At 34.5% G+C, this 15,972-nt stretch carries 14 protein-coding genes and 2 pseudogenes; 6 read left to right on the top strand and 10 right to left on the bottom strand.

Features of this window, described 5'->3' with window-relative positions; all coding sequences use genetic code 11:
• The first annotated feature begins 50 nt into the window (after nt 1-50).
• Nucleotides 51-443 (top strand): transposase, encoded by a 393-nt coding sequence (locus ABL518_RS04560; RefSeq protein ID WP_010081852.1) that lies wholly within the window; start codon nt 51-53, stop codon nt 441-443.
• Nucleotides 444-756: 313 nt separating this feature from the next.
• Nucleotides 757-1,260: a protein-disulfide reductase DsbD domain-containing protein gene (locus ABL518_RS04555; protein ID WP_015589109.1), complete on the top strand. Its 504-nt coding sequence runs from the start codon at nt 757-759 to the stop codon at nt 1,258-1,260.
• 156 nt (nt 1,261-1,416) lie between these two features.
• On the opposite strand, the gene ABL518_RS04550 is transcribed toward ABL518_RS04555, so the two are convergent.
• The 5 genes and pseudogenes from ABL518_RS04550 to ABL518_RS04530 all read right to left on the bottom strand — a co-directional run bounded on the left by ABL518_RS04550 (nt 1,417) and on the right by ABL518_RS04530 (nt 3,651).
• Nucleotides 1,417-1,806, bottom strand: a complete 390-nt coding sequence (locus tag ABL518_RS04550; protein ID WP_305037058.1) for a transposase — start codon at nt 1,804-1,806, stop codon at nt 1,417-1,419.
• Between the two features lie 186 nt (nt 1,807-1,992).
• A pseudogene (locus ABL518_RS04545) lies at nt 1,993-2,377 on the bottom strand (IS110 family transposase); the annotation flags it as partial.
• A gap of 333 nt (nt 2,378-2,710) precedes the next feature.
• A complete protein-coding gene (locus ABL518_RS04540) occupies nt 2,711-3,118 on the bottom strand; it encodes a transposase (protein ID WP_095742667.1) in 408 nt (135 codons plus the stop codon).
• A 19-nt stretch (nt 3,119-3,137) separates the two neighbouring features.
• On the bottom strand, nt 3,138-3,338 hold the full coding sequence (locus ABL518_RS04535) for a hypothetical protein (protein WP_010082383.1): 201 nt from the start codon (nt 3,336-3,338) through the stop codon (nt 3,138-3,140).
• Nucleotides 3,322-3,651: a transposase gene (locus ABL518_RS04530; RefSeq protein WP_007548762.1), complete on the bottom strand. Its 330-nt coding sequence runs from the start codon at nt 3,649-3,651 to the stop codon at nt 3,322-3,324. Before ABL518_RS04530 ends, ABL518_RS04535 begins: the two co-directional genes overlap by 17 nt.
• Before the next feature lie 375 nt (nt 3,652-4,026).
• On the opposite strand from ABL518_RS04530, the gene ABL518_RS04525 reads away from it, so the two are divergent.
• The 3 genes from ABL518_RS04525 to ABL518_RS04515 all read left to right on the top strand — a co-directional run bounded on the left by ABL518_RS04525 (nt 4,027) and on the right by ABL518_RS04515 (nt 8,395).
• On the top strand, nt 4,027-5,370 hold the full coding sequence (locus ABL518_RS04525) for an alanine:cation symporter family protein (RefSeq protein WP_038198671.1): 1,344 nt from the start codon (nt 4,027-4,029) through the stop codon (nt 5,368-5,370).
• Nucleotides 5,371-5,405: 35 nt separating this feature from the next.
• Nucleotides 5,406-5,564 carry a hypothetical protein gene (locus tag ABL518_RS04520; protein ID WP_153296804.1) on the top strand — a complete coding sequence of 53 codons (159 nt, stop codon included), beginning with the start codon at nt 5,406-5,408 and terminating at the stop codon, nt 5,562-5,564.
• A gap of 152 nt (nt 5,565-5,716) precedes the next feature.
• Nucleotides 5,717-8,395, top strand: coding sequence for a hypothetical protein (locus ABL518_RS04515; RefSeq protein ID WP_095742669.1), 2,679 nt, complete (start codon nt 5,717-5,719; stop codon nt 8,393-8,395).
• Here the strand turns inward: ABL518_RS04515 and ABL518_RS04510 are convergent.
• From ABL518_RS04510 to ABL518_RS04490, 5 genes and pseudogenes are all read right to left on the bottom strand, one after another.
• Nucleotides 8,387-8,983, bottom strand: coding sequence for a Maf family nucleotide pyrophosphatase (locus tag ABL518_RS04510; protein WP_010082554.1), 597 nt, complete (start codon nt 8,981-8,983; stop codon nt 8,387-8,389). The genes ABL518_RS04515 and ABL518_RS04510 overlap by 9 nt on opposite strands.
• The gene (infA, locus tag ABL518_RS04505; RefSeq protein WP_007550159.1) at nt 8,961-9,224 is read right to left on the bottom strand and encodes a translation initiation factor IF-1; all 264 of its coding nucleotides are present in this window, start codon (nt 9,222-9,224) and stop codon (nt 8,961-8,963) included. The genes ABL518_RS04510 and infA overlap by 23 nt, the downstream gene beginning before the upstream one ends.
• 112 nt (nt 9,225-9,336) lie before the next feature.
• On the bottom strand, nt 9,337-11,814 hold the full coding sequence (locus tag ABL518_RS04500; protein ID WP_095742670.1) for a hypothetical protein: 2,478 nt from the start codon (nt 11,812-11,814) through the stop codon (nt 9,337-9,339).
• Nucleotides 11,815-12,065: 251 nt separating this feature from the next.
• Nucleotides 12,066-12,794: pseudogene (locus ABL518_RS04495) on the bottom strand (IS5 family transposase).
• A 103-nt stretch (nt 12,795-12,897) separates the two neighbouring features.
• Entirely contained in the window at nt 12,898-14,175 is a 1,278-nt protein-coding gene (locus tag ABL518_RS04490) for an adenylosuccinate synthase (protein ID WP_070357042.1), read from the bottom strand.
• Nucleotides 14,176-14,355: 180 nt separating this feature from the next.
• On the opposite strand from ABL518_RS04490, the gene ABL518_RS04485 reads away from it, so the two are divergent.
• Nucleotides 14,356-15,951 (top strand): hypothetical protein, encoded by a 1,596-nt coding sequence (locus tag ABL518_RS04485; RefSeq protein WP_010082561.1) that lies wholly within the window; start codon nt 14,356-14,358, stop codon nt 15,949-15,951.
• Nucleotides 15,952-15,972 lie beyond the last annotated feature (21 nt).

Raw genomic sequence — 15,972 nt, 5'->3', positions numbered from 1 at the left:
AGCCATAGCTGTAAAATACAGTAACGGCTGATCACTATGGAGCTTGTGATTTGCTAAAAGAAGTTGATTTTCAGCATGCCATAAAAGCACTATATGCAGATAGAGCATGTGATAGGCACAAGTTTTATAAGTTGTGTAACGAATATGATATAAAGACAAAAATTCCACCAATAAACAATGCGGCAGAACATCCAGAAATAGATTATATGTCTGACAGGAATGCTGCTATTAGGTTAATAAAATTATACGGTGAAGATGGCATGAAAGAATGGAAAAAAGAAGTAAATTATGGGAAAAGATCTTATATTGAAGGGTTTTTCTCAAGATTAAAGCAAATATTCGGATTTAGTTTTAGGAATAAATCTGAGATAAATCGAGAAAAAGAACTAAATGCTACTTGCTTAATAAATTCACTGATATTGGTATGGCTAAATTTGAGATAGTTACATGAATTTACCATAAATCACCATCTCATAAAGTGTGATGCAACAAAGCCATCCCAGTGTCTGGGCACTGGGATGACACCCTCCTTATGGGCCAAAATCACAATGTTCGTACAGTTGTGGATTCATTCGCGGTATCTCGGCATAGATTCCGCTAACAAGTAGCGGAATGACGAATTTGTCGTTTTTCAGATTGTCGTAAGTCAGTTTAGCTATAGCATAATGCTATATTAATAAATAATCTATATAATACTATTAAATATAATAATTAAAATCTAAATTACTTTCTCTATAAAAGGAGAAATTTACCTTAATGAAAATATATATATATTTAATATTATTTTTATTTTTTTCTTGCGCTCAACTATATGCTGACGAGGAAATTGCAAAATTTGATTTACTTATTGGCGAGATAAATGAAGCAAGCTTCACTCTTAAAGGTGCAATAAAGGTTACAGTAGAACCAGGCTGGCACATATATTATAAAGATCCTGGAGATTTTGGCCTTCCCACGTCTATTAGTTACAAAGGTAATGCATCAGATATAAATATTCACTGGCCTATTCCAAAGGAACATAAAGATAAAGTAGGGAGAGAGACGTTTGTAAGTAACGTATATGAGGATATGGTATTATTTCCCTTTAAGATGAATATATTTTTAAATCAAGGGTATATTGACCTTAACTTCCATATAAATTATGCGATATGTAAAGATAGGTGCATCCCTAAAAATGTTGAGATAAAAATCAGGCAACCATTAAAGGATTTTATAGATTCTGATATCAATAAACTTATAAATGAGTGGTATGAAAAATAGAGTTCTCATGGGGTAGGTGTCATTCCAGCGCGTGACACTGGAATCTCATTTACTTTTTTGTTCACTATGTGAGGAACTTGGGCCTACAAGTATATAAACATAATGGTTTCGCATAAAAAATTTAGATCCCAGATACTGTCTCTGCTGTCAAACAAATTATCCAACAAAATTACAATTAAATGGTTGATTATTTTTAAGAATACCAAAAAAGACATGCATTAATTTTCGCATTAACGCAAGAACTATGACTTTTGGACATTTGCCTTTACTTGCTAGACGCTGACAAAACTTTTGAAAATGATTATTATGGTTTTTGACTACTATAGCTGGCATATAAAGAGCTTTTCGAATACGCTCAGATCCTATTTTGCATATGCAACTTCTCTTACTTACTGACGATCCCGATTGATAATGTCCTGGATTTAGACCAGCAAAAGCTGTAAATTGTTTAGCATTGTCAAAGTTATCAACTGATGGCATTTCTGCGACAACAGCAACAGCAGTAAGATATCCTATACCTTTTATAGTCTTAAGGTTTTCCACCATATTTTTTAGATGTGGATAGTTATTTATATGCTCATTAATTTCTTTTTCGAGAACAATAATTTGCTCCTCTATTGCCAAAATTACTTTAGATATAGCTTCTTTGCAACTGGAATGCATATTTTTGTTTTCCAAGCGATTTGTCTGTTGCACCTTATCATCTTTTAGCGATTGCATGCAACGGTAAAGCTCCCTCAAATGCCTCATTTTAGGTGCAATGGGCTTCCAAAGAGCAGGTTTGTTGGCGATACAAAATCTAGCTATCATAGCTGCATCTGATTTATCTGTCTTATTTTTGAGCAGCTCACTTTTGCCAAAAGCTTTCTGGGTTTACTATACTGACATTATGTCCTAAATCGTGCATAAAAGTAGCCAAATCTTCTCCATACCAACTAGTTGCTTCAAGACATAAATGAGTAAGATTTGCTCCATGGCCATTGCACCAAACTACAAGTTTTGCAAAACCATCTTGATTATTTTGAAAGACTTTGTGTCGTTTTTTACTGTCCACTAACAAACAAACATCAAATTTCTTTTTTGAAATATCCACACCCAAAATAGCATTTACTTGCATAAAATTGCCTCCAAGACTATAAATAAACTGAGAGTTTAGACTAACCTTGTAATACGGGATATAATTCCAAAAGATACTGTTCAGTCTTTAACTCTATGGGAGGGAAGCAAAATCTGGCTTAATGGCATTAGTGTCGCATCAGCTTCACCCTCCCTGTGAGGTATTTTAGCTCTAATGCCTCACATCATAAAGATACAAGTGTCACGCACTAACTGTACGAACATTGAGATATAAGAGTAATTTGTACCAAGAAAAAAGATGTCATCCCAGTGCCCAGACACTGGGATGGCTTTGTTGCATCGCTCTTCGGATAGTAGGTAACGCACAATAAATTTATGAAGCTATCTCAAATTTAGCCATGCCTATTTCAGTAAATTTGTTAAGCAAATAACATTTGAGTAGCAGTTCCCTCTCACGATTCATTTCAGATTTGTTCCTAAAACTAAATCCAAATGTCTTTTTTAATCGCGAGAAAAAACCTTCTATATAAGATCTTTTTCCATAACTCATCTCTTTTTTCCACTTCTTTATACCATCTTCATCATATGACTTTATGAGCTTGACTGCAGAATTTCTCTCAGCCATATAGTCTAACTTTGGATGCTCTGTTGCGTTGTTTTTCGGAGGAATTTTCGTTTTTATACCATATTGATTACACAGCTTATAGAGCTTTTCTCTGTCATATGCCCTATCTGCATATAGTACTTTTATGACATACTGAAAATCGACTTCTTTTAGCAAATCACAAGCTCCATAGGGATCAGCCGTTACTGTATTTTACAGCTATGGCTTTTTTGCTGTTTGTATTCAACATTACATGCAATTTTCTTGTCTGTTCATAGCTGCGATACTTTCTATCTTCGCTATTTTCTTTGCTATGACCAGGAGTGTTGTTGTATATACTAATTCCTGTACTGTCTATAGCAATTTCGATATCTTCCATATTATTTTCTGCAATCATTGATCTTAATATTGAGTTTCTTAAACCTTCTTGATGATTGTGAATAGCTGATAACTTGCAAATTTTTCCCAATTTGCTCAAGGTATCCTGCTATAAACCCAACTGTTTGCCTCAGGCCTATTCTAAATAAACAAGTTATTATGTGCACCAAAATTACAACTTTATCGCTATAAATATTGTTGCCACCTGGTATTTTTGGACCATTCTCGTACCACTTTTCTATGGCTTCGTTGATATAATGAAAAATATTTCCTCTTTTTTCTAGAAATTTGTTATATTCGCTATGGTTACTGACCCTCATTTTTTGTGGCATATTTTTTCTTCAACAGTTAAATCGCTATTTATAATGAATTTTGTCAGTAATCACTAATTTTTCTGCTGCTATGCAACAAAGCTCACTGGGATCCAGATTGGACACTAAGTTGGTGAGTATAAAAGTAGCTAACCTTATGTTAAAACACAATATTTTTGGTGAGGGGTTGCATTAAAAGCTGGATTCCAGTGTCAAGCACTGGAATGACATCGTCTTAACATTGTACCATATTACAATGTTCGTACAGTTATGTGTCACGCTACTTGGATGACAAGAAAAGGTTTCTAGAATGACGGAAACGAAGTCATACATAGAAAATAGGTTAGGTATTTTCAATTTTTGTTGTATACTCAAATAAAAATCTCACTTTTACAGATGGATACAGTAAAGTTTGTTTTATTACTGCCAACAATATTACTCATGCTAGTTGCTGGTGTTTACCTATCGATTAAACTAAAATGGCTACAGGTATTTAGATTACCATACGCCCTTTCACTCCTTGGAGCTAAAAAAGGAGAAAATAAATTTTCTTCTATAGCCGCTCTGTTTACAATTTTAGGGGGAAATTTAGGAGTAGGAAATATTTCAGGAACTGCTGTTGCTCTAAAAACCGGAGGACCGGGCTCTATTTTATGGATGGCAATAATTATTGTTATCACTTCTGTGATAAAATATGTCACTTGTTATCTAAGTATAAAAACCAGAAAGGAAAAGAACGAACGGTTTATAGGTGGCCCTGTAGCCTACATGACTGATGCGTTTAACTCTAGGAAGGCCACAATTGTCTTTCTAGTTATCATGATGATGGTTTCAATAACAGTTGGTAACCTTGTTCAGGTAAATTCTCTATCAATACCACTTAATATGATAGATGTGCCTGTAGTTGTTGGTGGCATTGTAATGGCCATAATATTTTTTGTTGTTGCAGCTCTCAGCTTAAAAAAAATTAAAATTTTTATATCGGCTATGATACCGATAATGACGGTAAGTTACCTCACACTTTGCGGTATCATATTATTTAAATTTAGTGAAAATATTCTTCCTTCTCTAAAACTAATAACAAGCAGTTTTTTTACAACTAGTAGCTTTAACTCTGGTTTATCTCTAGGTTTGATTTTAGAAATGTTGACTATTATTCAAGTTGGAACTTTGCGAGGTATTTTTGCAACAGATATAGGGCTTGGCCTCGAAGGAATCGTACATTCTTCAATTGTTCCTAAGAAAAATAATAATAAATTTATTATTGAACAGAGCCTAATCACAATAATATCGCCTTTTATAGTTGCATTCATAGTGTTTATTACAACAATGGTACTGCTTGTCACAGATTCTTGGGTCACTGATTTAGAGAGTACTAACATGTGCATATTTGCTTTTAGAAAAGCTATGAATTGGCCCTATATTGACTATTTAATTATGGCCATAATGTTTTGTTTTGCCTTTACTACTATTTTCACTTGGTTTTTTTGCTCAAAACAGACAATACGCTATGTGTCTATGGATAATAAATACACTAAAATCTGGATTGTAATTTTTACCATGATCATTCCGCTTGGTGCGATAGGTAAAGTCCGGTTGCTATGGGATGTTGCTGATATCTCGATTGCTGCTTTGTTGTTTATCAACATACTCGCTATACTCAAGCTAACCTCTCAAGATCCAGAAGTGTTTACTATGAGTAGCAGATATTTGAAGTTGCAAAAACAGAGCTATAGCTAAAGCAATTTAGGCTATGCAGCTGTTGTGATATAAGAGTGATTTCCGCCAAGAAGGATGTCATCCCAGTGCCCAGACACTGGGATCCAGGAATCTTGATTGGCACTAAGTTAGTGAGCATAAAAGTAGCTAATCTTATGTTAAAACACAACATTTTTGATGGGGTTCGTGAAAGGCTGGATTCCAGACTGGAATGACAACTTAAATCGTTTGATGTTACCATAAAATAGCTTGTGTCATCACATTAGTAACACAACCTTCCTTAATAAAAATTCAACCAATGCTTGTGATAATTATATTAGCTAGTATTAGCTAGAACTAAAGGCAGAGGGTTATTAGTGAGGGATATATGGGCACTAACGATACACAACAAGAACACATTTATAATGAGCGCATTCAAGAAATTTTTCCTTTATTTGATAAAATAAAAAAGGAAGACGACCCAATTTATAATGCTAGAGTTGATTTTAACACAGTAAAGTTTTTAACAAAACACGCCAACTGGAATTGGGACGAAGAAGAAAACAAAGATAAAGCATATGGAGTTATTCTTCAGAAATGCGACAAGACAAAGAAAGCTGGACAAGACCTTGAAAGTGAAGTTAAAGAAAGGTTGAAAGAGTATGTTGATGATGTTGCAGGAGTTTCAATATACGGTAATCACGCAAGTATTACGCTGGGAAATAACAAAAAAGAGTTTAAAATCAGCGAATTTTTAAACAGTGATTTTTGTGAGAAGAATGAAATCTCGGGATTTTCAACATTGCATAGTGATGGAAAGAGCGGAATGCATGGTTTTGTTGCCGAGGAAGAAGGGAAAAAAATAAGACATTATGTCGTAACTGATGGTTCATATGAAATGACTTTAAAGTGGTATGCGGAGGGGAAGGAATGTAAGATCAAAATTAAGATTGATGCTAACGGTGTAGACCTTGTTAAAGGTGATGATTTTTCTCTAGAACGGTTAGAAGTAAACAGAGATGTAAAAATAGGTGGTTTATTCTTGCATGAAATACAATTCAGGGAGAAAGGACAAGGAAAAGCGAATGAGATGCAACATAATAAAGACAGTAACGAGCTATCATCTGAAACTACAACAAGAATTGATGTTAATAGAGGTGTTAGCGTTCAAGCTACTGATATAACTCAAAAAAAAGAAGACCACCATTCACATTTTGGACTACAATCTAACAGCAGAAGGCAGTCTTACGATAGCGGAATTGGAAAAGATTTTGACGATAAAATTAATTCTCAGGAGGCTAAAGAAAAGCGTGAGCTTAGACAAGCAGCACGAGAAGCAAATTCGGGAGGTCAAGTTTATAACCTACAATCGCTTTTTGAGGAGAATCCTCAGAACAAAAAAACTCCTCCGCCACTTCCACCTAGAACTAGTTCACTACCACCTAAAAAAGGTGTTTTCGATGAGCAAGGGGGAGCCAAATCTGGAAGCCAAAAACCAGATGACTTGCGCGAAAATGAGCAAACACCTAATAATCAGCAAAAAGGTGCAACTTCTGATTCTTCAGATAGTTCTACTTTCACCAAGTCTGTAAGCCACAATCAAGATAATAGGCAAGAAGATGAACGGTATGACAATCCTACATTTGGACATGCTGTACCTGGAAGCCAAAAACCAGATAGAAGTGAGCAAACACCTAATGATCAGCAACAACCTAAAACCCAGCAACAAGAAGGAAATAGCAAAGGCGATCTGTTACAAGACATCAGAAATTTCAAGAAAAACAACTTACGGCACATTGATGTTGATGATAGAAAAGCATCAATTGCAGGAAGTAGAAAAAATAACCCATCACCGTTAGAGACATTAAAGGACATAATTCCTTATTCATCTTCTCCAGATAACAGTGATAACCAAGATGCTAGTGATGCTAAGTGGAAAGAAAGTGAACAGCCGCTCTCTGCTACAGCACTCAATAATAAAAGTGACTCGGGCTATTCATCTCCAACTCATGACAATAATGAACAATCTCAAGTAAATCCTGAACAGTTAAAGAAGAGCTTAGAGAACATTGAACAAAGTGATCAAACTCCACCTGAAAATCTTCTTAAAGAAATCAGAGATAGATCACAGCAGGATAATAGAGGATTAAGGCAAGTTGATCCTACTGATAAACTGTCACAAGATAAAGAAGATGGATTGCAAAAAGACGATTTAGCAGATGTAAAAATAGTGGAAGGTCCAACTATTAGTGTCTCTGCTTCAACACCAAATAGTATAAGTGATTCAGGCTATATATCTCCAACTAATAGTGATAGTAAATCTCAAACAGATTTAAAACAGGTAGGAAGGAAATTAGAAGAACATATTAGACAAAGTAATCTAACTCTATTTGAAGAACTTAAAAATACATTAGGTCAAGAAAATCTCGGGTTAAAATCAGCTGATCAGAGTCAGATTAGCGAAGAAACTAAAAAACGCTTGAGAGAAGTTGGGTTGCTAAAAGACAGCTCAACAGACATAAAAGCAAACGATTCGGGCTATTCATCTCCAACTCATGACAATAATGAACAATCTCAAGTAAATCCTGAACAGTTAAAGAAGAGCTTAGAAAACATTGAACCAAAAGAAATCGGAGATACGAGTGAGTTAAAAGGAGCATTGGGAAACCCGGATAAAGGGTTAAGAGAACCGGCACAACAGGCTACTAAAGAAAATATTCCTAAAGATTCATTCTCAGAAAACATTTTAGAAAAGATAGGAGAAGGTAAACAATATGACCCTATACGTAAGTGGTTAGAAAAAACAGTGGCAGAACGAGAAAATAATGACACTAATCCAACTGTAGATAAAAATAGCGAACTATATAAATTACTAGAGAAAGATGAAGCACAACTGAAAGCTGGAGTAATAGAAGAAGAAAGAGGAGATACTTTAACAGAACACACTGATGGTTATGATCGCAATAGAATTGCATTAGCTAACAGAAATAAAAGACCACTAGATTGGGCTAAACAGGTTGCTGAGTCACAACAAAAAAAAGATACTAATAAAGGTATTTCAATATAAATTGAAGTTAAAATAATTGCTTAGCAAACAATAGGTTTCATGTAATGGTAACCCTATAACGGAAGAGTAGGAGCCGCGTAAGAACAATACGAACACTCCAGCTAGGCCTTGTATATTGCATCCCCCCGCCCTATTTTTCCACTCTTCTGATGCTAAATAATACTTAATTTCTTGTTCACTGAGACGTTTAAATTTCACTATTGTAACCACAGTCCTGATATGTTGTTTAGATTGATCGGGAGTTAATAGACATACACTGGTGTATACTCTATGCCTTCTTCCTGATAACAAGCGGATACATTTTTCTGCTTGCTCAACGTTTTCAGCTTTGAGCAATATCCTTCTACCACAAGCAACAACTGTATCAACACCAAGCACAAAATAATTTGGATTTAAACTTTGTATTTTCTCAGCTTTACTTTTTGCCATACGGATTGAGTAATCCTTCGGAAGTTCCTTTTTTAAAGGGGCTTCATCTATATCTGCTGGCAAAATTAAACCTGGCTCAATGTTTATTTGTTTTAGTAAAGCTATACGCCTTTTCGATGATGAAGCAAGAATAAGATTATTTAGAGATCGTTCTGTCACTTGTACCTTTAAGCCTTCTAATGATCCTACCCTTTCTCGCATTCCTATCGTAAATGCTCATCTCAACTAACACCCTATCCCCTATAATGATGCGTATTTTACTTCTTCTCACTTTCCCTGATACATGACAGATAATCTCATGTTCATTGTCCAGTTTCACTCTAAATTCTGCTGCAGGTAGTAAAGCAGTTACTGCCCCTTCCACTTCAAAAATTGTTTTCGATTTCTCGTCTTTTATCATATGTTATATTATAATTTAATAATCTTTTTTAGTCTACTATAGATTTTAAATTATTATCAACACAAAAGACCTTTTGCGCCCCACTTAAGTTGCAACTTAACCCCAACCATCTTCACAATGATACCCTACCTACGTTTCTACTCTCTGCCACCTTCTCAATAGAACTTATAGGACTTATGTTGAAAGATAAATCATTATCACAATTTTCTTCATCGCTATCAAGTCCACTATCAACGCTTAAAGATCTGAGTAATGTTGTCTTCTCTCTCAGTGGAACATAAGACTCATTATCAACGCTTGAAGATTTGGATAACCTTTTCTTCTGTCGTGGAGCATTACCAGACTCATTAGAAATTTCTCCCGTTAATTGATTGTTGAAGCTCCTTTGTTCATCAGCACGAATTTTTTCTTCCAGTCCATCAAGCATTCCTACCAATTCATCACCCCATTCATTTTCTTCTTCTAATAATTGTTTACACTTTTCTTTCTCACGCTCTAGCTCGTTTCTTAACTCTTCGACTTTATCTTCATCTTTAGTGAGTTCAAGTGTAAGCACCTTATCTCCTGGAAATTCCTCGTACTCGTTTTCTAGTTCTTCAATGTTGAGTTTTAGTCTCTCTTCTCCAAGTGTATCTTGTAAATCGCTATCCTGCCTATCTGATTCTTTAATCTTTTGCTCAATTTCTACTTGTACCTTATATTCCTGATCTAATTCTCTTAGCTGATCTTTCAAGCGCTCTTTCTGCTGGCGTCGTTCAACCATTATCTGTTCCGCATCTTCTCGTGCTTGATTTAGCTCTTTTTCCAAATTCTTCTTTCCTGCATTAACAATTTTCAGCTCTTCCTTTAGCTTTCTTTTTTCTTCATATACACCTTTAAGTTCTTGTGCTTTCCCTTGTAGCTCTTTTAACACACCTGCTAATTCTTCATTTTTTTGTGCCAGTTCAGTTTGCAATTCCGTGTTTTTTTGCTCCTCTTTTTCAAACCTGTCTTGTAAATTGCTATTCTGCTTCTCTAACTTTACAATTGTTTGATTAGCTTCTGCTTGGGTTGTTTCTAGTTTCTCCTGTAGTCGCTGATTTTCTTGTATTAATTCATGGTGCTTTTTATTTATCACTTGCAACCCTGCTTCTATTTTTTGCTTCAATTCAACAGCTTCTTTTTTCAAATTTGACATTTCTTGCTTCAATTCAACGTTTTTTTCGGACAGCATCTGATTATTTAAAATCAATTCATCCATTTGTTGTGAAGCAAATTCTGTCTGAGTTCCAGTGTGCTGTAAATTGACTTCCGTTTTAGTTTCGATTTGTTGTGAAGCAACTTCTGTTTGAGTTTTAGTGTGTTGTAAATTGACTTCCGTTTGAGTTGATGCATTGCTATTAATAGAAGGAGGAAGGCTATTGTCAGCATCAACTTTAGGGTCTAATTCCCCCTCTGGTTCCTCGCGATAGGCCGCTATAGACTCATTTTGAAAATTATTATTAGCAGTAGGTACAACATCAGCAGCCTTACCTTTTTCTAGTACAGCATCATATAAGGAGAGACCTTGAATATATAATTCATCGTTTTGCTTTATTAATTCTAAGATCTCATCCGATAGCACAAAATCTTCATCATTAAATTTTAGTACTTCAGTTATGCCATCGCTACTCACATTCATAATCATGGTACACATTTCGGATCCATCCTTTACAGGCCAAGTGCTTTTCATTTCATAATATGCGCCCTCTTTAAATTCATAATATCTTTCCTTACCTTTCCGATGAGAGTGTATTTCATGTTTTTTATTGCAATAGATATTCAGCTCTTTAATATCTTTCTCTTGCTGTAAAATGTCACTAATCCTGGTTTGCTCACTTCTATTGTAATTAATAAGATTGATATTCAAAACTCTATGAGTGTTATCAGTTTCTGTGTAATAAGCTCGAAACTCTACGCCTTTCTCTCCAAGATATTTACTTGCAGCTTCTTTTCCCTGCTCTGCCAACTTTATGCATTTATCTATATCTTCCTTAAAGCTCTTATTAGCAGACTCTGTTACTGCTTTATCTATGTACGTTTTTTTAAAATCTCCATCATTTATTAGGTCATAAAAACTCCACTTATCCCCAAAAGCCCTCTGCACGTAAGTGAAATTCTTTTTTTCCTTTAGTTTTCCTAAGAACCATACCTTTTCTTTCAGATTTTTTAGTTGAAAGCTTACCCTTGCCTTTACACTAGAGTTTTTGGCAGGAATACTAACTTCTTCTAATTCTTTAAGTAATTTGTTATTTTTTATAATTGAGGAGCAAAACTTTACAATAGCAGAATTTGCAAACGAAGGATCTTTTTTTATATCTTCATCAATAATTTCTTTAAAACGTGCAAATTGAGGTAGAACATAAAAATTGATTATTTCTTTTTCTGATCTTGTTTTATTAGCATAAGAGATATCACCTAATTGTGAATATAACTCTTTTAATGTATAGTAGATAAGCGTAGAGTAATAAACCTCCCTATTCAGTGAAGTTGGTCCAATACACTTTTCAAGTTGATCACCTGTTTTTCCTGCCTCTGCTGTTTTTTCTTCTTTAGCCAAACTTCCAATCATAATACACCTCCTTAACTATATTTATATTATACCAATTAACATATATTAAAAGAAATCAAACTGTATAACCTCGCCCTACACTAACTTTTATGATTACTTAATTGTGTAAAAATAACTGCAAGTGTTAAACTTGAGCTTTTATTTTTCATTATACATTTCTTACTACATGTTTATACTGTTGTCTTGCATAATAGACTATTCGAAGTTACACAAGTATTTTTTTTATTAGATAAGAGTTAGTAAGAGCCTGTTCATAATTTTTTCAGAAGTAAGGCAGTGAAAGCCAGAACTACCATTTGTAGGCTAGTATTGAGTTTTCGCTCACAATTTTTCCACAATCTTCTACATTTTTCTAACCAAGCAAAAGATCGCTCCACAACCCATCTTTTGGGCAATACAACAAAGGAACGTAATTCATTTCTTTTGATCACTTCAACGGTTGCACCAATAATCGTTTTTATTTGAGTTACAAAATTCTCTCCAGTATAGCCTGCATCAACCAGTACATTTTTAACTCCCGAGAGGTTTTCTTTTGCATTTTCGACCATTCTCACAGCACTGCTACGGTCAGTTATCTCTGCTGTTGTTGTATAAATTGCATGCTTGCGTATCTACTGCAATACGGCCCTGAAATCTTCTTGCCTGCATCATAGCTTCAGCAGTATCTGCATTTTTTATACTCTGTGCATCAATTATGCAGAAGCTTTTCCGACCATTGTTTTGTCGCAATTATTTTTTTTTAATACCAGCTCCAGAACACTTTCTTTATTTACATCTGGTTTTTCACTCCACTTCTTAAAATAGTCGTAACAATTGCGCCATTTTGGGAACTCTTTTGATACCATTCTCCACTGGCAACCACTTTTTAACACGTATAACACTCCACAAAATATATCATGTAAATCAAGTGTTCTTGGTTTTGTCTTCTTTCTGCAAGATTCCAGATCTGCTACAATAATCTCAAACTTTTCTCGACTTATGTCACTTGGTTATAAACTTCGCATATCCTACTTTATATACTTTATCCTCTCACTTTATCTCTTTTTTGAGATTACGTACAGGCTCTAAGATACAAAGACGTTTTCAGAAATCTTTAAGCTTAATAACATCCTCTCTCTTTGGACTAGTTGAGATTAGATGAATTGGTACACCTATTAATTTTTCTAACCCTTCTATATATTTTATTAAATTGATAGGCAATGTTTCAATCGACCTTTTACCTTGAGTGTTTTCTTTCCAGCCAGGAAACTCTTCATATATTGGCTCTAATTCCCCTTGTATTGAATGCGATGCGGGTAAATAATCATACATTTTTCCGCTATACTTGTAACCAGTGCATATTTTAATTGTATCAAAAGAATTAAGCACATCTAATTTGGTTAATACAATGCTTGAAACTCCAGAGAGTTGTACGGCCTGGCGCACTAAAACTGCATCGAACCATCCGCAACGCCTTCTTCTATTGCTCACTGTTCCAAGTTCCTTACCTATAGTAAACAAGCTATCTCCTACTTCATTTTTCTGCTCAGTAGGAAATGGGCCATTGCCCACTCTTGTTGTATAAGCTTTTACCACACCAATAATGTAAGCATTGGAGGATAACCCTGAGCCTGTTATTGCTTGCGATGCTACAGTATTACTTGAAGTAACAAAAGGGTAAGTTCCGTGGTCGATATCTAAAAATGCGCCTTGGGCACCTTCAAATATTATTTTCTTACCTTCTTTCATCAAGTCATTTAATATCTTCCACACAGGTTTTTTATATGAAAGAATTTTTTCTGAAATCTCTTGAATTTCCTTTAATATTTCTTCTTTTTTAACCACCTGGTAGTTAAGGCCTTTCCTGATAGCATTGTGGTAATTCAAAAGAGTATCCACTCTTTTATTGAGCTCATCTGCGTTTTCTAAGTCACAAAGGCGTATAGCTCTCCTTCCAACTTTATCTTCATAACATGGCCCTATCCCTTTGTTTGTTGTACCAATTTTGTGATTTCCATTTAAATCTTCAAATAGCTTTTCCTTGTCCTTATGTATGCTAAGTATTAATGGACAGCTCTCGGATACCATCAAGTTGTTATAGTTTACGTCTACTCCTTTAACTTTCAATGACTCTATTTCTGAGATTAGAGCGTGTGGATCAAGAGCAACGCCATTTCCTATGATAGATATTTTGCCTGGCCTCAAAACAGCAGAGGGCAGTAAATTTAATTTATAAACCTCATCATCTACTACTATAGTGTGCCCTGCATTATTTCCTCCCTGAAATCTCACAACTACATCTGCATTCTCAGAAAGATAATCTACTATTTTACCCTTGCCTTCGTCACCCCATTGCAGACCAACAATTACAATGTTATTCATCATTATTTTCTAGATTAATACATAAATATTAATGCAGTACGCTACAAATGGAAAGAGAAATCTACGCCTTTCCTACACCCCTTAAATAAAGAAATATACTGTCGATTTTCTTAATATATTACCAAATTATTCATCATTATATGATATAACTTACAGCATATTTACAGTAAGGTGTTATTTATGAAAGAGACAAAAGGAAAAAATAATAAGAGTCCAGTAGTTAGATTAAAGGCCACAGCTAAAGAGTTCAATTTTAGTAAATTAAGAGCAGATCAAGATAATAAATTAGCGAATTCCGGTGAAACAATGTTCTTAGATTTTCAAAGGATGAATTTTATTATTAACGGAAAAGAAATAGATAAAAATCTTATTATTGCATTTAAGGAAGGAGCTAAGCACCGCAAAAGCGAACTTTTTAATAGTGATGATATATATAATGACGAAATATTGAACAAAAAAGGAACAAGAGAAATAGATACGGATCATGGCAAAGCTTTTGTTGCTTCAGTACTCGAAGATATTGAGAAAGAGTTTGTAAGTAATGCATTGGGTGAGCTATGGAAAAATCACTGTGAAAATTCCAAAACTGCCAATCATCAAAAAACCGATTCATATAAGAAAGAATTTGAAGAATTTTACAATGCTGGCCAAAGGTATATCCATCTATTACCAACAGAGAAAGATGAAAACAAGGATTACCGTTCCTTTGCAAAAGAAGTTTTCAAAAAAATGTTCAGATACGCTGGGGCAGAAGTTCCAAGTGATGCTATTTTAGAAGAGCTAGTTACCAATTGTAATCAAGCAGGGTATGAGGCTGCTCCATTTATACAAACCCAACTTGCACTTGGACAGTCGTTCATAGTAGAAAATCCTAAAAAAGTAATAAATATTGATTGTGCTAACCAAAATAATGTGAGAATTAGATCTGATATGAGGCTACCAATACTCTCTGTTAAAAATCAAGTTATGCATGGCGATAAGATATGTAATCTGTCTAGTTCATTGGAATTTACAATTGAATCTCACAATGGTGAAGACTTTGTAACATACAGAGATGGTAAATTGTCACTTACTATTCCTAAAGAGTTAAAAAATTATAAAGATAATGGCAAGAGCTTGTTTGACATTATTAAAGAATATTTTCAGAAATTCTGTGCAAAATTAGGATTTAAACCTGAGACAAAAATACAAATAGAGCATGGCTTCGGTGCTCAAAGTAACTATTTAGATGGTACAATATCAACCACAGGATCAGATGCAAATGAAGAATTTATCAATCTTTTAAGCGAAAATCTCAGAGAGAGGTTATTGGGGTCAGGAGTTGCTCTAGAAGATGAAGATGTTGATGATGTTGTTGAAGTCAGAGTATCTACCGTTATAGATCTATTGAGTGATTATGCTAAATTGGAAGATAATAAAGAACACAGAGAGTTATTAATAAGTAAAGTAGCAGATAATTTAGGACTTTCCACTCAAGATAAAACAGCACCAGAAGTATTGATGGAATTAGGCTCTTTACCTTCTTTGACAAAAGGTCAGGTTAATCATAATCAAGTGCAGTCTGTTGTAAATACTTTTATTAAGTTAATTATTGAAGGGAAAAGCGAAGTATACAAAAAAGGAGGTGCAATTGATGCAATTCATAAGGAGATAGATAAGGCAATTGTTGAGCAAGAAAAAAAAGCAACCAACAAACAAGATATAGAAAATGATAAATGGACAGATAGAATCAAAAAACAGAATTATTCTGCGGAATCACATGAACATTTACCTTAAAGATATTAGTAGGCTCTTTAA

The sequence above is a fragment of the Wolbachia endosymbiont of Drosophila willistoni genome (assembly GCF_040084705.1).
Taxonomy (GTDB): Bacteria; Pseudomonadota; Alphaproteobacteria; order Rickettsiales; family Anaplasmataceae; genus Wolbachia; species Wolbachia pipientis.
This window is presented reverse-complemented; position numbering and strand designations above follow the sequence as displayed.